Source organism: Rhizobium brockwellii (assembly GCF_000769405.2).
Classification (GTDB): domain Bacteria; phylum Pseudomonadota; class Alphaproteobacteria; order Rhizobiales; family Rhizobiaceae; genus Rhizobium; species Rhizobium brockwellii.
The window spans coordinates 3,565,323-3,584,294 of the sequence record NZ_CP053439.1 but is presented as its reverse complement, the minus strand read 5'-3'; the positions used below and the strand labels follow the sequence as shown (position 1 = coordinate 3,584,294).

The 18,972-nt window shown below is 61.0% G+C and carries 14 protein-coding genes, 1 tRNA gene and 1 pseudogene; 5 read left to right on the top strand and 11 right to left on the bottom strand.

Annotation, left to right across the window (positions count from 1 at the left end):
• Positions 1-77: 77 nt before the first annotated feature.
• Positions 78-1,673, top strand: a complete 1,596-nt coding sequence (gene serA / locus RLCC275e_RS17715; protein ID WP_003542699.1) for a phosphoglycerate dehydrogenase — start codon at positions 78-80, stop codon at positions 1,671-1,673.
• Between the two features lie 76 nt (positions 1,674-1,749).
• Here serA and RLCC275e_RS17710 read toward each other — a convergent pair whose 3' ends face one another.
• Positions 1,750-2,013 carry a hypothetical protein gene (locus tag RLCC275e_RS17710; protein WP_033179754.1) on the bottom strand — a complete coding sequence of 88 codons (264 nt, stop codon included), beginning with the start codon at positions 2,011-2,013 and terminating at the stop codon, positions 1,750-1,752.
• 164 nt (positions 2,014-2,177) lie between these two features.
• Between RLCC275e_RS17710 and RLCC275e_RS17705 the strand changes: the two genes are divergently transcribed.
• From RLCC275e_RS17705 to RLCC275e_RS17695, 3 genes are all read left to right on the top strand, one after another.
• On the top strand, positions 2,178-4,331 hold the full coding sequence (locus tag RLCC275e_RS17705) for a putative bifunctional diguanylate cyclase/phosphodiesterase (protein WP_130712108.1): 2,154 nt from the start codon (positions 2,178-2,180) through the stop codon (positions 4,329-4,331).
• A 447-nt stretch (positions 4,332-4,778) separates the two neighbouring features.
• A complete protein-coding gene (gene mnmA, locus RLCC275e_RS17700; RefSeq protein WP_033179755.1) occupies positions 4,779-5,978 on the top strand; it encodes a tRNA 2-thiouridine(34) synthase MnmA in 1,200 nt (399 codons plus the stop codon).
• Positions 5,979-6,113: 135 nt separating this feature from the next.
• Positions 6,114-6,190 (top strand) — tRNA-Met (locus tag RLCC275e_RS17695).
• A gap of 446 nt (positions 6,191-6,636) precedes the next feature.
• Here the strand turns inward: RLCC275e_RS17695 and RLCC275e_RS17690 are convergent.
• From RLCC275e_RS17690 to pobA, 7 genes are all read right to left on the bottom strand, one after another.
• Positions 6,637-7,470, bottom strand: a complete 834-nt coding sequence (locus RLCC275e_RS17690; RefSeq protein ID WP_033180626.1) for a cadherin-like domain-containing protein — start codon at positions 7,468-7,470, stop codon at positions 6,637-6,639.
• A 408-nt stretch (positions 7,471-7,878) separates the two neighbouring features.
• Positions 7,879-8,595 carry an ABC transporter ATP-binding protein gene (locus RLCC275e_RS17685; RefSeq protein ID WP_033179756.1) on the bottom strand — a complete coding sequence of 239 codons (717 nt, stop codon included), beginning with the start codon at positions 8,593-8,595 and terminating at the stop codon, positions 7,879-7,881.
• A complete protein-coding gene (locus RLCC275e_RS17680) occupies positions 8,576-9,340 on the bottom strand; it encodes an ABC transporter ATP-binding protein (RefSeq protein WP_033179757.1) in 765 nt (254 codons plus the stop codon). The genes RLCC275e_RS17685 and RLCC275e_RS17680 overlap by 20 nt, the downstream gene beginning before the upstream one ends.
• Positions 9,337-10,341 carry a branched-chain amino acid ABC transporter permease gene (locus RLCC275e_RS17675; protein WP_033179758.1) on the bottom strand — a complete coding sequence of 335 codons (1,005 nt, stop codon included), beginning with the start codon at positions 10,339-10,341 and terminating at the stop codon, positions 9,337-9,339. The genes RLCC275e_RS17680 and RLCC275e_RS17675 overlap by 4 nt, the downstream gene beginning before the upstream one ends.
• A 1-nt stretch (position 10,342) precedes the next feature.
• A complete protein-coding gene (locus RLCC275e_RS17670) occupies positions 10,343-11,206 on the bottom strand; it encodes a branched-chain amino acid ABC transporter permease (RefSeq protein WP_033179759.1) in 864 nt (287 codons plus the stop codon).
• Between the two features lie 70 nt (positions 11,207-11,276).
• Positions 11,277-12,449 (bottom strand): ABC transporter substrate-binding protein, encoded by a 1,173-nt coding sequence (locus RLCC275e_RS17665; RefSeq protein ID WP_033179760.1) that lies wholly within the window; start codon positions 12,447-12,449, stop codon positions 11,277-11,279.
• Between the two features lie 209 nt (positions 12,450-12,658).
• Positions 12,659-13,831, bottom strand: a complete 1,173-nt coding sequence (gene pobA, locus RLCC275e_RS17660; RefSeq protein ID WP_033179761.1) for a 4-hydroxybenzoate 3-monooxygenase — start codon at positions 13,829-13,831, stop codon at positions 12,659-12,661.
• Between the two features lie 127 nt (positions 13,832-13,958).
• Between pobA and RLCC275e_RS17655 the strand changes: the two genes are divergently transcribed.
• Entirely contained in the window at positions 13,959-14,849 is an 891-nt protein-coding gene (locus RLCC275e_RS17655) for a helix-turn-helix domain-containing protein (RefSeq protein WP_033179762.1), read from the top strand.
• A 69-nt stretch (positions 14,850-14,918) separates the two neighbouring features.
• On the opposite strand, the pseudogene RLCC275e_RS17650 reads toward RLCC275e_RS17655, so the two are convergent.
• From RLCC275e_RS17650 to RLCC275e_RS17640, 3 genes and pseudogenes are all read right to left on the bottom strand, one after another.
• A pseudogene (locus RLCC275e_RS17650) lies at positions 14,919-15,196 on the bottom strand (hypothetical protein).
• 79 nt (positions 15,197-15,275) lie between these two features.
• Positions 15,276-17,660: a phosphoketolase family protein gene (locus RLCC275e_RS17645; protein ID WP_033179764.1), complete on the bottom strand. Its 2,385-nt coding sequence runs from the start codon at positions 17,658-17,660 to the stop codon at positions 15,276-15,278.
• A gap of 71 nt (positions 17,661-17,731) precedes the next feature.
• On the bottom strand, positions 17,732-18,910 hold the full coding sequence (locus RLCC275e_RS17640; protein ID WP_033179765.1) for an acetate/propionate family kinase: 1,179 nt from the start codon (positions 18,908-18,910) through the stop codon (positions 17,732-17,734).
• Positions 18,911-18,972 lie beyond the last annotated feature (62 nt).

Here is an 18,972-nt window from a genome sequence, read left to right as displayed (position 1 = left end):
GCATCCGGCTCCGCCACAGGGCGGAGCCCAGCATTCCCGATTTTATTCATCGCTGAACACTTTTGAAGGAGGCCCTCATGGCACCTCGCGTTCTCGTATCCGACGAATTGTCGGAAACCGCCGTCCAGATTTTCCGCGACCGCGGCGTCGAAGTCGATTTCGAACCGCAGCTCGGCAAGGACAAAGACCGTCTGCTCGAAGTCATCGGCAAGTATGATGGCTTAGCCATCCGCTCCGCGACCAAGGTGACGGAAAAGATCATCGAGGGGGCGACGAACCTCAAGGTCGTCGGCCGCGCCGGCATCGGCGTCGACAATGTCGATATCCCGGCCGCCTCGCGTCGCGGCATCATCGTCATGAACACGCCCTTCGGCAACTCGATCACGACAGCCGAACACGCGATCGCGCTGATGTTCGCCGTTGCTCGCCAGCTTCCGGCAGCTGATACCTCGACGCAGGCCGGCAAGTGGGAGAAGTCGAAATTCATGGGCGTCGAGATAACCGGCAAGACGCTCGGCGTCATCGGCGCCGGCAATATCGGCTCGATCGTCTGCGCCCGCGCCATCGGCCTGAAGATGCACGTCGTCGCCTACGATCCGTTCCTCTCCAAGGAGCGCGCCGAGGAGATGGGCGTCACCAAGGTCGAGCTGGAAGAGCTTTTCGCCCGCGCCGACTTCATCACGCTGCATGTGCCGATGACCGACAAGACGCGCGGCATCCTCAACAAGGAAGCGCTGGCAAAGACCAAGCCGGGCGTGCGCATCATCAACTGCGCCCGCGGCGGCCTGGTCGATGAGGCAGCGCTTGCGGAGGCCATCAAGTCCGGCCATGTCGCGGGTGCCGCCTTCGACGTGTTCGAGGTCGAGCCCGCCAAGGAAAGTCCGCTCTTCGGCCTGCCGAACGTCGTCTGCACGCCGCATCTCGGCGCCTCGACGACCGAGGCGCAGGAGAACGTCGCTTTGCAGGTGGCCGAACAGATGGCGGATTACCTCGTCAATGGTGCGGTTTCCAACGCCATCAACATGCCGTCGATCACGGCTGAGGAAGCGCCGATCCTGAAGCCCTTCATCCGTCTTGCCGACGTTCTCGGCGCCTTCGTCGGCCAAGTCACCGAAGAGCCGATCAAGGAAATCGAAATTCTCTATGATGGCATCACCGCCAACATGAATACTCGGGCGCTGACGAGTGCTGTGCTCGCCGGCCTCATCCGCCCACAGGTCGCCGACGTCAACATGGTTTCGGCGCCGATCATGATCAAGGAAAAGGGCATTGTGCTTTCCGAGGTCAAGCGCGACAAGACAGGCGTCTTCGACGGCTATATCAAGCTGACGGTGACCACCGAAAGCATGACGCGCTCGGTCGCCGGCACGGTGTTTTCGGACGGCAAGCCGCGCTTCATCCAGATCAAGGGTATCAACCTCGATGCCGATGTCGGCTCGCACATGATCTACATCACCAATACCGACGTTCCCGGCATGATCGGCTTCATCGGCACGACGCTTGGTGCTGCCGGCGTCAACATCGCCAACTTCCAGCTCGGCCGTGACAAGCAGGGCGGCGACGCCATTGCGCTGCTCTATGTCGACGGCAAGGTTGATGACGCCGTGCTTGCTGAGTTGACGGCCCACCAGGCGGTTCGCCAGGCAAAGCCGCTGACCTTCAATATCGACTGAGTTTTTCTTCCCGAGGACATGAAAAACCCGGCGCTGGAAACAGCGCCGGGTTTTTTCATGTCAGGAACCGATGAATTTAGTGGTGCCGACGTTTCCGGCGGAGGATTTTTCCGAAACGGACAACGTCGTCTTCAGCCTTGGTGCGGTGAAGGAAGGCGAGCCTGCTACCGTCGAGGCCCTGAAAGAATTCGTCCCAGGAAATCTCTTCCGGTTTCGAGGAAAAATCGACGCGGACGGTTTCGCTGTCCGGTGCGTTGTTGATCCGGGCGGGATGGCCGCCGCGCTCTTCGATCCAGTGTCTGATTCTGCTGTAATCCGTCGTCGTGCCGAACCTGCCCATGAAACCCTCCTCAGCAATTCGAATGCGACATCGATCACCCCGCAACGCACGATCAACGGAATTGTTCCATGGCGCCTAAATTATTTAATCGAGGGCCGAGATCGTGATGGCAGACCGCCGCTTTGCACATTCTGAAGGCGGAAGCCTAAAGTTTAACCCTGAGTATGATTCTGATTTTATTTAACTTTTCTCAGTATACCCCTGACATCGGCATCAACCGCACGCGAAATTCCATGGCCCCCTTGCAGAAGACCGAGCAGACCGAAGCATTAAACGACGACTTCCGGTCATTGTTTGCAACGCATCCGTCGCCGATGTGGGTCTATGATCCGGCATCGTTGCGCTTTCTCATCGTCAACGAGGCGGCGGCAGCACTTTACGGCTACGGCGCGGACGAATACCGGCGCATGACGGTTCTGGATATCCGCCCTGAGCATGAGCGGGAACGGATGGTCGACGCCGTCAGCGGCCGTACCGACATGGAAAAGGCGGAGCGTTGGGTTCACCTCAAGGCGAGCGGCGAGACCTTCGAAGTGCTGACCTATGGCCGAGAAGTGCGTTTCGAGGGCCGGGCCGCAATCCTGGCGATCGTGCAGGATCGTACCGAGGTCAATGCCGCCAGACGCCAGATCAGCGATACGCGCTCGCTTCTCGACAGCATCGTCGACAACCTGCCGGTCGGCGTCTTCGTCAAGGACATGGAAGCGGACGGACTTTACGTTCTCTTCAACGAGGCCTGCGGCGACATCGTCGGCATGAGGGCGGAGCAGGTGGTCGGCCGAACCGACCGGGCGCTGTTTCCCCCCAGTCAGACAGACGCCTTCCGCGAGCAGGATCGCCGGGCCTTCGAAGCCAATACGGCGATCAGCTTCGAGGAGAGCATGCTGCGCGCCGATGGTGCGCCGCGCCTCCTGCGCACCGTCAAGCGCGCCCTGCCGACGCCGGAGGGCCATGCGCCGCGTTATCTGCTCGGCATCTCGCAGGACGTGACGGAGGAGCGCGCCGTCGAGGCAAAGCTTGCCCATCTCGCCATGCATGATCCGCTCACCGGCCTGCCGAACCGGGCGGCATTTTCCAAACATATCAACCGGCGGGCGGTCGAGGCGACCGCCGACAGCCCGATCGCGCTGCTTTATATCGACGTCGATCACTTCAAGCATATCAATGACAGCAAGGGACATGCCGCTGGCGACGCGCTGCTTTGCCAAGTGTCGGAGCGACTGCTGCAACTGGCGGAGGAGGGCGATCTCGTCGCCCGTCTCGGCGGTGACGAATTCGCCGTCGTATTGGAGCTCGTCGAACCGGAGCGGGCAGGGCGTTTTGCGCAGCGGCTGCTGCAAACTCTTAGCCATGCCTTCGATCTCGACGGCGCCCGGGAGCATGTTACCTGCAGTATCGGCATCGCCTTGGCGCCCGACCATGCCGGTGGCGCGGATGTGCTGATGCGGCATGCGGATCTGGCGCTCTATGCCGCCAAGGAGAGTGGGCGCTCGACCTATCGTTTCTACGAGACGGAGATGCGGCTCGCCGCCGAGCGCCGGCACGTGATGACAGCCGAACTGTGGGAGGCGCTGGAGAAGCGCCAGTTCGAGCTGCACTACCAGCCGATCGTGCAGCTCGACAATGACGGCATCGGCGGCTTCGAGGCGCTGATCCGCTGGCGCCATCCCAAGCGCGGGCTGGTGGCGCCGATGGAATTCATTCCGCTCGCCGAGGAAACCGGCCTTATCGTGCCGATCGGCGACTGGGTGATCCGGGAAGCCTGCCGCGCGGCTGCCGGCTGGCCCGCCCGTCTGAGGATCGCCGTCAATCTCTCCGTCAGCCAGTTTCGGCATGCGAGCCTGCTTTCGACCGTGGTCGCGGCGCTCGACGAGACGGGCCTCAATGCCGACCGGCTTGAAATCGAAGTCACCGAATCCGTATTCCTGACCGATGCCGACCAAAGCCTGCCGCGGCTGCGTGCACTGAAGGAGCTCGGCGTCCGCATCGCCATCGACGATTTCGGCACCGGCTATTCGTCGCTGAGTTATCTCCGATCCTTCCCCTTCGACAAGATCAAGCTCGACCGCAGCTTCGTTTCGGGTATCGAGACGGATGCCGGCAATCTCGCCATCGTGCGCGCCGTCGTCGGCATCGGTTCCGGCTTCAACGCGACGACGTTGGCCGAAGGGATCGAGACGGAAGAGCAGTTGCAGAAGCTGCGCGCAGAAGGTTTCAGTGAGGTGCAGGGCTATCTGCTCGGCCGGCCGATGCCGCAGCACGAGGCAGAAGCGCTGATCCACGGTCGCGCTCAGAAGACGGCTTCGTCACGCAGATAGAAGCGCTTAAGCGACAGCTGGGAGTGGCGTCGGGGAAAGGCATGCCGCCGGATGCCATCAAGCATTCGTCATTTTGAGAAAGGCGAGCGAAGCCGCATAATTGTCGTGGGCTGGAAAGGAGGATGTTTATGAAACGCTTTTCATTCTCGATGATCGGACTGGCGCTCGTAACCGCCATCATCGCCAATCCGGGCATTGCATTCGCCTGCAACAAGCTGATCGGCACCTGAGCCGCACCCCCGCTTCCAAGGCGCGGCTTTGGCTGCGCCTTCTCTTCACGCGGGAATGCGAATTATCGGTGCCAGAAGGCTGCCCCTTGCGCCCAAGGACAATCCTTTCTATATCGGTGCCTCATCGAGAGACGGCGGCCGATCCCGCCGGAGATCAGCAATCCGCCGCAATTGCAGCGCAAGGGCGGATCGTGACCCAAGCAGAATGGCACCATCGTTGAACACACTGGATTTTGACAAGAAGCCGGAAGAGACCCGTGTCGTCGTCGCCATGTCGGGCGGCGTCGATTCATCTGTCGTCGCCGGTCTTCTGAAACACCAGGGTTACGACGTGCTCGGCATCACGCTGCAGCTTTACGATCATGGCGCCGCTGTTCACCGCGCCGGCTCCTGCTGCGCCGGCCAGGATATCGACGATGCGCGCCGCGTCTGCGAAACGCTCGGCATCCCGCATTACGTGCTCGATTACGAAAAGCGCTTTCGCGAGACGGTGATCAATCCCTTCGCCGAAAGCTACGTGGCGGGCGAAACGCCGATCCCTTGCGTTTCCTGCAACCAGACCGTCAAATTCGCTGATCTGCTGGCGACTGCCAAGGAGCTTGGCGCCGATGCGCTGGCGACCGGCCACTATATTCGCTCGGGACCGAACCCTTCGCCGGAAAATCCCGGCCGCCGCGCGCTTTTCCGCCCGGCTGACGCCGACCGTGACCAGAGCTACTTCCTCTTCGCCACGACGCAGGAACAGATCGACTATCTCCGCTTTCCCCTAGGCGGCCTGCCGAAGGCGGAGACCCGCAGGCTTGCCGAAGAGATGGGCCTCGTCGTCGCCAAGAAGGCCGACAGCCAGGACATCTGCTTCGTGCCGCAGGGCAAATATTCCGACGTCATCACCAAGCTGAAGCCGAATGCGGCGCTCGCCGGTGAGATCGTCCATCTCGACGGCCGCGTGCTCGGCACCCATGAAGGCATCTTGCACTTCACGATCGGCCAGCGCCGCGGCATCGGCATCGCCACCGGCGAGCCGCTCTATGTCGTCTTTCTCGACGCCCGCTCGCGCCGCGTCATCGTCGGGCCGAAGGAGGCGCTGGAAACGCACCGCGTCTACCTGCGCGACGTCAACTGGCTGGGCGACGAGACGCTTTCGGAAGCCGCGTCCGGCAAGGGCTTTGCCTGCTACGCCAAGGTCCGCTCGACACGGGCGCCGGCGCCCGCCGTGCTGCATGTAGATGCAACAGGCACCTATGTCGATCTGACGGTCGGCGAGGCGGGTATCGCGCCCGGCCAGGCCTGCGCGCTTTATTCCGCGCCCGGCGACAACGCCCGCGTCTTCGGCGGTGGCTTCATCGAACGTTCCGAGCGCGAGCCTTCGGCGGAAGCGTGCCTGAAGGCCCTTTTGGCCAGCCCCGTCGCCGCCTGAAACCCATAGGTAACAACGGCCGGCAAAGCCCACCGTTTTTCTCGATCATGCGCTTGACACAAAGCCGAAGCGCACCTTATAAGCCGCTCATCCCACGAACCGGCATCGCTTCGCGAGCGGGTATCGTTGACCAGTGGCGGAGTAGCTCAGTAGGTCAGAGCAGAGGAATCATAATCCTTGTGTCGGGGGTTCAAATCCCTCCTCCGCTACCATCTCCTCATTGCAGAATTAGCGATTTTTGTGGCTCGATTTTGGGCCGGTTCTGGCGGCCGTGGTAGCACATTGATTGCAGCGCCAACCGTCGCGGCGAGGGGGCAAAACCAGTTCGGCCCCTGATCTGCAGATTTCCGCCAACGCCGAGGACAGGCCTATCTGTACAGCGTCAAAAGCAATCCAGGCATCTTCGTCACCCAAAGGTGGGATGCGACAGCGATAATAATAGCCCATACGGCAAGCGAGAACATGACCGCCGCTAACCTCATCCCGACTGGCTGCATCATTTCCTCCATCCCAGCATAACCGTGCCTCCTCGCACGATCCTATGCTAGCAAGACGCAAGCCGGTCAGCTATCGCAAGATATTGGTATCAGATAGCTGCAGCAGAGCGTGCTCGGCGAAGGTGCAAAGATTTCGGCGATACGACGCCCTTTCCCCTCCGTCAAACGATGAAATGAAAGTTGTCGTATTGCGCGCCGTAATAATCCGGGCCGCTCGTTTCGTTGATGACGGGTTCGGTGTCGAGCACGAGAGAGTCGATTTCGCCGTAGGCGCTGAGATCAATCACTTGCGGGTCATGAATGCTGTCGGCGGTGACGTTGACCGTGACCAAGAATACGGTATCGCCGTTCAGCTTACCTTCGATCGTCAGAACGTTGTCATAGTCCGACGTGCCGTTTGCGACACTGAATTGCTCGATCTGAAAGTGGCCGCCATCGGCGGCTTGGATGGGTGTCCAGAATACGCCCCCTCCCAGATAGTGGTTGCCATCCGCTTCTTCCCGCACGGTCGCGTCGTCACCATCGTGCCAGGCGCCCCAATCAAAGCCCTTGTAGCCTGTGGGGAAGTCGTATTTGCCGACATCCTCGAAATTCACGAAGACGTCGCCGTGCTCCGGCAAGTCGACCGCGATATTGAGCAAGCCGAAGTCGGTGGCGCCTTTGCCATCCGAGATCTTGAAATTGAATTGGTCGACGAGTTGGTCTCCCGGGCCGAGCACTGATACCACCGGGTTGGTGTGATCGAGCTCATAGGTGTAGTTACCGTTGGAATAGACGGTCAGAGTGCCGTATTTTCCCTCGACTGTGGTGGTCGTGGCAGGCCCGTTCGGATCGGCCGGTTGCGGAATTCGCTGTCCATTGACGAAGTTGAGACGCACCTGATCTCCGTCGGCATCCACTGAACTGGTATTGTCCAGGATGTTGCCGTCGATCGGGTTGTCGATGTTGAAAATAGGCTGGTATACATCACCTGCGACCGGCTTGTGGTTTGCCATTTCCATCCCCCCGTTTGATGTTCTTCTCGACTATGCAACCCTATCGGGTATCTGGCAACCGAAATTGATGGAGCGTCAGAGCAATTCCGCCCCTCAACGTCACACATTCCGGTCGATTACAGCTCAACTATTCAAGTAAAGGGAGCGGCATAAACGTCGATCCTGTTTATGAACCAGGATTTACGTCTTGTCTTATGTTGCTGCCGCTTCATCAATCATGGTGTTTCTCGTCTTTTCAGGCGATCCATCAATTCGGCCAGCGGAAAAATTTCAGCCATGATAATAATGTCGGGTCAATCATGATGTCGTCATGACGATATACTGCATGAATTGCTCGGCGCGCCAAGAGCAATCTTGAAGGCGAAAGGAGAGCAATCAGCAGAGCCTGAGCTTCTGCCGATCATCCCATCAATGCAGGCCGCCGACCCCGAGCAGGCTCTCGATGGCCTCGTGATCCCTGGTGAGATTTTCCGGCGTTCCGGTCCAGGCCAGCCGTCCTCGTTCGAGAATGACGACTTGATCGGCGAAATCGAGCGCGCTCTGGATGCGCTGCTCGACCAGCAGGATGGTCATGTCTCCCGTCCTGGCGAGGTCGGCGAAGGCGGCCATCAGTTCCTCGCAGATAACGGGGGCGAGGCCCTCCAGCGGTTCGTCGAGCAACAGGACGGAGGGGCGGCCGAGAATGGTGCGGGCCGTGGAGAGCATCTGCTGCTCGCCGCCGGAGAGTTGGCTGCCGAGGTTGCGGCGTCGCTCCTTCAGGCGCGGGAACATGGCATAGGCTTCGTCCAGCGCTGTCGTCGGCCGCGCCTTCAAGCCGACGAAAAGGTTCTCCTCGACCGTCAGCGTCGGGAAGACACAGCGTGCCTGCGGCACATATCCGAGGCCCTTATGCGCGCGCGTCGCGCTCGGTGCTGCGCTGACATCCGAATCGCCGAGGCGGATGCTGCCCTCGTATCGCCTGGTCTGGCCGGCAAGCGTTGCCAGCAGCGTGGTCTTGCCCATGCCGTTGCGGCCGAGAACGGCAAGCCGAGCACCCGCCGGCACGGAGAAGGAAATGCCTTCGAGCACTTTCGTCGGTCCATATCCGGCCGACAGATTTTCGACCTCAAGCGATATGGCTGGCATTGGCATAGCTCCCGAGATAGGCCTCGCGCACGCGCGCATCCTTGGTGACGTCTTCGGGGAGGCCATCGAAGATGACCGCGCCTGATGCAAGCACGATAACGCGTCTGGCAAAACGGAAGACGAGATCCATGTCGTGTTCGATCATCAGCACGGCGAGATCGGCGGGCAGATCGGCCAGCGCCTGCTCGATGCGGCCGGTATCGCTCTGTGGCACGCCGGCTGCCGGCTCGTCGAGCAGCAGAACCTTCGGCTTCAATGCCAGCGCCACGGCGATCTCGAGAAGCCGCTGCTGGCCATAGGCGATTTCGCTGACCTTGCGATGCATCAGGAAAGCCAGTCCGAGTTTTCCAAGCAGATCGTCGACCTCCGCCATGACATCGGGCATACGCAGGAAATTGCCGAACATGTGCCCGGTCTTTCCATCGCGCTGAAGGACGGCAAGTCCCACATGTTCGGCCGGCGTCATGTCCTGGAAGAGCCGCGTCACCTGAAAGGAGCGGACAAGGCCGCGTCTGACCCTGCCGATCGCATCGACCTTCGTCACCATCTCGCCGCCGAGGCGAACCTCGCCGGAATCGGGCGATAGATTACCGGTCACGAGGTTGACGAAGGTGGTCTTGCCGGCGCCGTTCGGGCCGATCAGCGCGATGCGATCGCCAGGCGACATCGTGAGCGAGACATTATTGGTGACGGCAAGGCCGCCGAAGGCTTTCTTGAGATTGGCGACTTCGAAGACCGGGCTCATGAGCGCTGCTCCCCGCGGCGGCTAACGAAGGCTGCTGATGTGCCATAGAGACCTTTCGGCGCAAAGAGCACGACGGCGATCAGCAGCGCACCGACCATGGTCAGCCAATGGAAGGGATTGGCGGCGGAGACGTAGTCCTCGAAGAGCATGAAGATGACAGTGCCGGAAAGTGCCCCGAAGAGAGAACCGGTGCCGCCGAGCACCAGCATCACAAGCGCTTCGGCCGACTGCGTGAAAGACAGGCTGTCGAGGCCGACGACCTGTGTCGAAATCGCGTTCAAGGCGCCGCCAACACCGGCAACGGCGCCGGAGATCGCGTACATCCTGATCAGAGCTGCCTTCGGCGAAGCGCCCATGGCGCGGATGCGCAGTGGGTCCTGCTTGATGGCGCGGCAGAGCATGCCGAAGGGCGAGCGAACCAAGACCCTCAGCAGCACGAAGACGATCAGCAGCAGCGCCATTCCGAAGAAGAAGGCGGTGTGACCGTAGAGATCGAATTCGAAGAGGCCGAAGACCGGATCCGGCGCAATGCCGGAAAGTCCGTCGCTGCCGCCTGTCCAGGATGAGGCCTTGTTGGCGAATTCATGGAAGAGGTTGATCAGCGCAATCGACAGCACCAGCTGCGGCAATCCATGCGCACGTAGGATGATGGCGCCGCAGAGCAGCCCGGCAAGCGCGCCGCCTAATATGCCGGCCAGCATCATCAGCAGCGGGTCATTAATGCCGTAATGCGCCGACAGGATCCCGGCGGCATAGGCGCCGGAGCCGAAAAGTGCGGCATGGCCGAGCGTTGCGACGCCGCAATAGCCTGTCACCAGATCGAGCGACAAGACGAGCAGCGCGATCGTGATCATCCGGGTCAGAAGGGCGAGATTATCGGGGAAGGCGAAATAGCCGATCGCGGCAATAACTAAGATGACCGCTATTCCGGCGAGATCGCGGCGGATGAATCCGCGCCGATGTTGGAGACGTTGGTTTTCGTCGTTCATGACAAGCGCCATCCTATTTCGCCCTTCCGGCAAGGCCGCGCGGGAAGACGCAGATGATTGCGATCACGGCGAGATAGAAGAAGAATTCGCCGAATTCCGGCATCAGATACCGCCCGGTCGTATCGATCGCGCCCAGCAGCAGGCAGGCAATCAGCGCGCCCGGAATGGAGCCCGCGCCGCCGACGGAGACGACGACCAGGAAGGTGACCATGTAGCGTAGCGCGTAATAGGGTTCGACGGGCAGGAGTTCGGCCCCGACCACGCCGCCGAAGGCGGCAAGCCCGACGGCAACGGCAAAGCTCACCGCATAGATGATCTCGGTGCGCACGCCGAGTGCCGCCGCCATCGCCGCATCATCGACGGAGGCACGCAACTTGACGCCGAAGCTCGTCCTGTCGATCGTAAACCAGAGGGCGAGCGCCACGGCGAGGCCGCAGAGGATGACGAAAAGCCGGTGAACGGGAATGGTGCGGAAGCCGAGATCGGCCGAACCCTGCAGCGCAGCGGGCAGCGGAATGGTCTTCAGCGTTGGCCCCATCACATAATTGGCGATGCCGATGACGCAGAAGGTGATGCCGATGGTCATCAGCACCTGGGTCAGTTCCGGCGCGCCGTAGATCCGGCGGTAGAGAAAACGCTCGATCGGAATGGCGACGATGATGGTGATGACAATGGCGGCGATGACCGCTGCAGCATAACCAAGGCCGAGGTCATGGGCGACATAGGAGGCGATATAGCCGCCGATCATCGCGAAGGCGCCATGGGCGAGGTTGACGACACGCATCAGCCCCATGGTCACCGAAAGGCCAATCGAGATCACGAACAGCACCATGCCATAGGCAAGGGCGTCGACGGCTATGCTGAAGACTGTCTGCATGGAAATACCTTGCTTCGACGGGCTCGGCCTGATCGCAGGCCAAGCCCGTCGCTTGTCTTGACGCTCGATGTTACTTGACGGCCGCCAGGCCCGGATCGCCCTGCTTCTCGAAGGTCTGGACCTCCTTGTTGATGTAGGTCCCGTCATCGGCTTTCGTCACTTCGCGCAGATAGATGTTCTGTGTGATGTGACGGCTTTCCGGATCGATCGAAACCGGGCCGCGCGGGCTTGTCCAGGTAAGGCCCTTGACCGCATCGACGGCCTTCTCAGCATCCTGTTTGCCGCCCGTTGCCTCGATCATCTTATAGATGACATACATGCCGTCATAGGCGCTGACTGCGGGGAAGGAGAGTTCGGCCTTGTTGCCGATCGCCTTGGTTGCCGCCTCGACGAAAGCCTTGTTCTCGGGAGAATCGTGCGACACGGCGTAGTGGAAGGTCGTCTGGATGCCGAGTGCCGCATCGCCGAGCGCCGGCAGATCGGATTCCTGGGTCAGGTCACCCGGCGCGAAGAACTTGATGCCGGCAGCCTTCAGGCCATTGTCGTTGTAAGCCTTGACGAAGCCGAGCGTCGTCGGACCGGAGGGCAGGAAGGCGAACACGCCCTCGGCGCCGGAATCCTTGATGCGCTGCATGATCGGGCTGAAATCGTTGGTCGCAAGCGGCATGCGGATCGCCTCGACCACCTGGCCGCCGGCCTTCTCGAAGCCGGCCTTGAACGCGTTCTCGGCGTCGATGCCGGGGCCGTAGTCACTGACGACCGAAATCACCTTCTTGACGCCGCCGTCGAAGGCGACCTTGGCGATCGGCGTCGAGGTCTGCCATGTGGTAAACGAGGTACGGACGACGAGCGGGCTCTTGGTGACGATCGCCGAGGTGGCGGCGTTCATGATGACCATCGGCACGTTGCCCTGCTTCAGGATCGGCGTCACCGCCATGGCATCGGGCGTGAAATAGAAGCCGGCAAGATATTGGACCTTTTCCTTGACAATCAGTTCCTGCGCCAGCGCCTTGGATTGGGCGGGATCGGCCTGTGGCACGTCGCGATAGACGATCTCGACCGTGTCGTTGCCGACCGTGTTGCCATTGACCGCCATATAGGCGTCGATGCCGGCCTTGAAGTTCTTACCCTGGAGCGCGAACGGACCGGAGAACGGTCCGATGACCCCGACTTTGATGGTGTCGGCATGGGCGCTCGTGCCCATGGTGACTGCCGCAATGGCCGCCAGAATTAGCTTCTTCATTCTCTCTCTCCCTTTTTGGCGCACTCCGGCGCCGTATATGCTAGCCGCTAGAAATTTAGCGCTAACCTGTCATGCGAAGTGGTGATGTAAAATGAAATAAGTACCGCAATCCATAACTGTACAATTATGATTGTGTGTCGAAGAGCGGTACTATCCGCGGCCGGTTCTACGGTCGAATTCTGTTCCATGGCCCACCTCAGACAATCCTATCAGAATGGCAGTCCCACATAGTTCTCCGCAAGCGCCGTCGAGGCGGCGCGGGAGTGGGTAAGATAGTCGAGCTCCGCCTCCTGGATCTTCTGGTCAAAATCCCCGGTATCCGGAAAACGATGCATCATCGTCGTCATCCACCAGGAAAACCGCACGGCCTTCCACACACGGGCGAGCGCCTTCTGCGAGTAAGCGTCGATGCCACTATTCGAGCCTTCGCGGTAATGCTCGATCAGCCCGGAGAAAAGGTAATGGACGTCGCTGGCGGCAAGGTTCAATCCCTTGGCCCCGGTCGGCGGGACAATATGGGCGGCGTCGCCGACCAGAAAAAGCCGACCGAAACGCATCGGCTCGGCGACGAAGGAGCGCAGCGGCGCGATCGATTTCTCGAAGGACGGCGCGGTCGCCAATGCCTCGGCATGATGCACCGGCAGGCGCCGTCTTAGTTCATCCCAGAATCGGTCGTCGCTCCAGTCGTCGATCTTCTCGTCGAGCGCACATTGGATGTAGTAGCGGCTCCGGGTGGCCGAGCGCATTGAACAGAGCGCAAAGCCCCTTGGATGGTTGGCGTAGATCAGCTCATGGCTGACAGGCGCCACGTCGGCAAGGATCCCCAGCCAGCCGAAGGGATAGACCTTTTCGAGACTCCTGATCGCGCGTTCCGGGACGGCCTTGCGGCTGGCGCCGTGAAACCCGTCGCAGCCGGCGATGAAATCGCAATCGATGCGCTTGGCAACACCGTCTTTCACATAGGTGACGAAGGGAGACAGGCCGTCGAAGTCATGCGGCGCGACATCGACGGCATCGTAGATCGACAGGGAGCCGCTCGCTTCACGCCGCTCCATAAGATCGCGTGTCACTTCGGTCTGCCCATAAACCGTGACGCGCCTGCCGCCGGTCAATTCGTGAAGGTTGATGCGATGGTCGCGTCCGTCGAAGGCCAGCGAGAAACCGTCATGCGGCAGGCCTTCGGCATGCAGCCTCGCGCCTGATTTGGCCTGATCCAGCAGCCCGACGGTGCCTTCTTCCAGAACGCCGGCACGAACCCGGCCGAGGATGTAATTCTTGTTCACACGGTCGAGAATGACATTATCGATACCGGCTTCGGTCAGAAGCTGGCCGAGCAGCAGGCCGGATGGTCCTGAACCGATGATGGCGACCTGAGTTCGCAAATGCTTCCTCCCTGCATTTTTGCGTTTTGTCAGATTCTGCCGCGCCGCGCTCGCCGCAGCAATGGACATCCCAACCTAAAAATTGCACTAATCGAACATTGGTGCCGGAGAAGCCCCACGGAGCCCCATGAGCAGACAGGTCCCTACTTACGAACTCTACGGCGAAAAGACCGGGCGAGAACCGGACTTTTGGGTGCATTGCGAAACAATTCGCTCTCGCAGCAGCTTGCATCAATGGGAGATTCGCCCCCACCGTCACGAGAGTTTCTTTCAGATATTGTACATCGAAGGCGGTTCGGGCGACGCGATCTTCGGTGAAAAGAGCCATGCTATCTGCCCGCCGGCCATCATTACCGTGCCGCCCGGGCTCAATCACGGCTTTCGTTTTTCACGCGATATCGACGGCCTGGTGATCACCCTGTTGAGATCCCATCTCAGCCATCCGCCCGGCGACCGGAGCCAGCTCGGCGAATGGCTGGCGGCGCCGCATCTGACGTCGCTCGATCCCGATCATGACGAGGCCGTCTATGTCATGCAGACGTTGAGGCGGCTGGGCGACGAATTCGAAAACCGCCGCAGCGGCCGCAACGAGGCGTTGGCCGCCTATGTCGCCCTGGCGCTGCGGCTGACGGCGAGGATTTCCCATGAGGGGAATACGCATGAACTTCCGCCCAACGAGAAAGAGCGGCGGATGGAAATGCTGAGCGAGCTCATTCAGCAACATTTCCGATCACACAAACCCGCGTCTTTCTACGCCAGAGAGCTTGGGGTTTCGCCAACGCATCTCACCCGCATCGTCCGGTCGATGACCGGCAACACTCCCCATGAACTGATCGCCGGCAAACTCGTCGAAGAGGCGAAACGCCAGCTGGTTTTTACGCTCGGCAGCGTTCAGGAGATCGGATTTCGGCTTGGCTTTGCCGATCCCGCCTATTTCTCGCGCTTCTTTTTTAAATATACGGGAGAAACGCCGCGGGTCTGGCGCATGAAGGAAAAAGTCCGGCTCGAACATGCATAGGGGTTCCGGCGTTCCGGGTGCGACGCATTCGCGGACAGGCATCCGCGAGGACACCCGGTGGGGATCGCCTTACCAGGCTTCGGCGCCATCTTCCGTGTTGCGGGCGCGTTCGCCGGCACGGGCCTCGTATGCCTCGCGTTCCCCAGCTGGCTTGACGGCATCGGCTGAGCCATCCGGCTGGGCTTCGGGCGTCATGTAGAAGGCGAGCGCCTTTTCCAGCCGGGCGGCGGTGAGCGTGGCAGCGAAACCCTTCATGTCGTTTCCTCGGTCAGTGGCTTAGAGCTTTCCCAAGACACATAGCCTACGTTATGGTCGTTCTGGAACAGCGCCTCGATCGTTTTCACCAACTTTAGACGTTGCTTGACGGTTGCTCCCGCCGGATGGTCTCCGCCGAACAGGTTCGCGCGATTCTGTTTGGTTTTCGCTTCACGCCGTCGGCCATGTCCAGTTCCGCACCTCCGGCATGTCCTCACCATATTCGCGGACATAGTCGTGATGTTCCGCAAGCTTACCGCGGAAGGCGGCGAGCGCTTCTCCTGCTCTTTCCTTCAGGCCCGGGACACGCTCGATCGCTTCGATAGCGAGGTGGAAGCGGTCGAGTTCGTTGAGGACGGTCATGTCGAAGGGTGTGGTCGTCGTGCCTTCCTCGATGAAGCCGCGGACGTGGATGTTGCGGTGGTTGGTGCGTTTGTAGGTCAGGCGGTGGATGAGATAGGGATAGCCGTGATAGGCGAAAATGACAGGCTTGTCGGCGGTGAAGATCGCATCGAATGCCTCGTCGGTCAGGCCGTGCGGATGCTGATCCCTGGATTGCAGTGCCAGGAGATCGACGACGTTGACGGTGCGGATCTTCAGCTCGGGAATGGCCTGGCGCAGCAGATCGACGGCGGCGAGCGTCTCCATGGTCGGCACGTCGCCGGCGCAGGCCATGACGAGATCGGGCAGGATGGTGTCGTCCTCATTGCTCGCCCAGTGCCAGATGCCGATGCCGGCCTCGCAATGTTTCACCGCCTCGTCCATCGATAGCCATTGCGGCTCCGGCTGCTTGCCGGCGACGATGACATTGATGCGGTCATAGGTGCGCAGGCAATGGTCGCCGACCCAGAGCAGGGTGTTGGCATCCGGCGGCAGGTAGATGCGGACGATATCGGCCTTCTTGTTAGCGACGAGGTCGACGAAACCGGGGTCCTGATGGCTGAAGCCGTTGTGGTCCTGACGCCAGACATGCGAGGTCAGCAGGTAATTCAGCGACGAGATCGGCTTTCTCCACTCGAGTTCCCGCGTCACCTTCAGCCATTTGGCGTGCTGGTTGAACATGGAATCGATGATGTGGATGAAGGCCTCGTAGCAGGAGAACAGGCCGTGGCGGCCAGTCAGCAGGTAGCCTTCCAGCCAGCCCTGGCAGAGATGTTCGCTCAGCACCTCCATGACACGTCCATCCCGAGACAAGTGGACGTCGTAGGGTTCGATACCCTCCATCCAGACACGGTCAGTGACTTCGAAGACGCTGCCGAGGCGGTTCGATTCCGTCTCGTCGGGGCCGAAGATACGGAAGTTGGCGGCATCGGCGTTGCGCTTCATCGTGTCGCGCAAGTAGTGGCCGAGGATTTCCGTCGACTGCACCATGGCGCTACCGTGCTTGCCAATATCGACCGCATAGTCGCGGATATCGGGAACATCGAGTTCCTTGCGCAGCAAACCGCCATTGGCGTGCGGATTGGCGCCCATGCGGCGCTGGCCGACAGGGGCGAGCGCCCGCAGCTCGGGTTTCAGCCGGCCGTCGCTGCCGAACAGGTCTTTCGGATCATAGCTGCGCATCCAGTCCTCGAGGATCTTGCGATGCCCTTCATTCTCGCGGCAGTTGGAGACCGGCACCTGGTGGGCGCGCCAGAAGCCTTCGACCTTCTTGCCGTCGACTTCCTTCGGTCCTGTCCAGCCCTTCGGGCTGCGCAGCACGATCATCGGCCAGCGCGGGCAGATATCGGGCGCCTTGCCATTGCGGGCTTCCTCCTGGATTTCGCGAATGCGGTCGAAGACCCTGTCGAAGGTTGCGGCCATCTGCTGGTGCATATCGCGCGGCTCGTGACCCTCGACGAAGAAGGGCTCATAGCCGTAGCCTTCAAAGAGGCTCTGCAAATCCTCGTGACTGGCGCGGCCAAGAATGGTGGGATTGGCGATCTTGTAGCCGTTCAGATGCAGGATCGGCAGCACGGCGCCATCGCGGGCAGGGTTCAGAAACTTGTTGGAATGCCAGCTCGCGGCCAGTGGCCCGGTTTCGGCTTCGCCGTCGCCGACGACGCAGGCAACGATCAGATCGGGATTGTCGAAGGCGGCGCCATAGGCATGGACGAGGGCGTAACCGAGTTCGCCGCCCTCGTGGATCGAGCCCGGTGTCTCGGGTGCCGCGTGGCTCGGAATGCCGCCGGGGAAGGAGAATTGCCGGAAGAGCTTGCGCATGCCTTCGGCATCCTCGGAAATATCGGGATAGATCTCGCTGTAGATGCCTTCGAGATAGGTGTTGGCGACCATGCCCGGCCCGCCATGGCCGGGGCCGCACATATAGATGATATCGAGGTCGCGGGCGCGGATGAGACGGTTCAGATGCGCATAGATGAAGTTGAGGCCGGGTGTTGTGCCCCAGTGGCCGAGCAGGCGGGGCTTGATGTGCTCTGGTTTCAGCGGCTCGCGCAACAGCGGATTGGTCAGCAGATAGATCTGGCCGATGGAGAGATAATTGGCGGCGCGCCAATAGCGGTCGATCAGGGTGAGTTCGGCATCGGTCAGGGCAGCGGTCGAGACATGCTTTTCCATGGGTTTCTCCCGTTCGAAAACGTCTTCAACGTCAATTCTACCGGCGGATGCCGGCAAGCCGTTGATCTGGATCAGTCACTGCGAAGAACGGACAGTGCCTCCTCGGCGATGATCTGCTCCTCATCGGTGGCGATGACATGGGCGGCGATGCGGCTTTCCCGCGTACTGATGGTGAAATCATTGGCAGCATTGGCCCTTTCGTCGGTTGCAAGGCCAAGCCAGAACAGCCGCTTGGCCACGCCGGCGCGGATCTCCGGTTGATGCTCGCCGATGCCGGCGGTGAAGACGATGGCGTCAAGGCCACCAAGCGTTGCCGCCATGCGGCCGATTTCGCCGGCAATGCGCAGCGTGAATAGCTCGATCGCCTGGCGCGCCTCCGGCCGGCCGTCCTTCAACAGCTCGCGCGTATCGGCGCTGATGCCGGAGACGCCGAGCAGGCCGCTGCGATGATAGAGCAGGTCCTCGATCTCCTTGAAGGATTGTTTCCTTTGACCGGCCAGATGCAGAATGACGCCGGGATCGAGCCAGCCTGGGCGCGTCGCCATCGGGATGCCATCGAGCGTCGAAAAGCCCATGCTGCAATCGCGGCTGACGCCGTCATCCAATGCGCAGAGGCTGGCGCCGCTACCGAGATGGGCGACGACCACCTTTGCCGCGCGCGGCGCCTTGCGGCGAAGCTCTCCGGCGGTGAATTTATAGGAAAGGCCGTGGAAGCCGTAACGCTTGATGCCCTCGTCATGAAGCGTACGGGGAATGGCGAAGCGGCGAACGAGATCGTCCTGCGTCGCATGAAAGGCGGTATCGAAGGAGGCCGTTTGGGCAAGATGCGGTTTCAGATGCTTGAGCGCGCGGATGAAACGCAGCGCCTGCGGCTGGTGCAGGGGTGCCAGCGGGGTCAGCGCATCGACGGCATCGATTGCGGTGTCGTCGAGGACGATCGCCCTGGTAAACCGGTCGCCGCCATGGACGACGCGGTGGCCGGCAGCGCGCGCGGCGGTCATGTCGAAATGATCGGCGAGACGCGCGAAGGTCTCATCGATGACGCCGTGCAGATCTTCGGTCACCGCGGCCTTCAACGGCATCTCGACTATCTGCGATCCTTTCGTCAGGCCGAGCGACAGCGGTTCGGCGCGGAAATCGATCACGCCCTTGCCGATGCGCCGTGCCTCGGCGCCGTCTATCGCGAAGATGCCGATCTTAACGGTCGAGGAGCCGGTGTTGAAGGTCAGCAGCAGGTCGGTCGATGACATGTCTTCCAAGACTCCGCGCGGGTGTGAGATGACCGAACTTAGCGTCGGATGTCCAGGCGGGA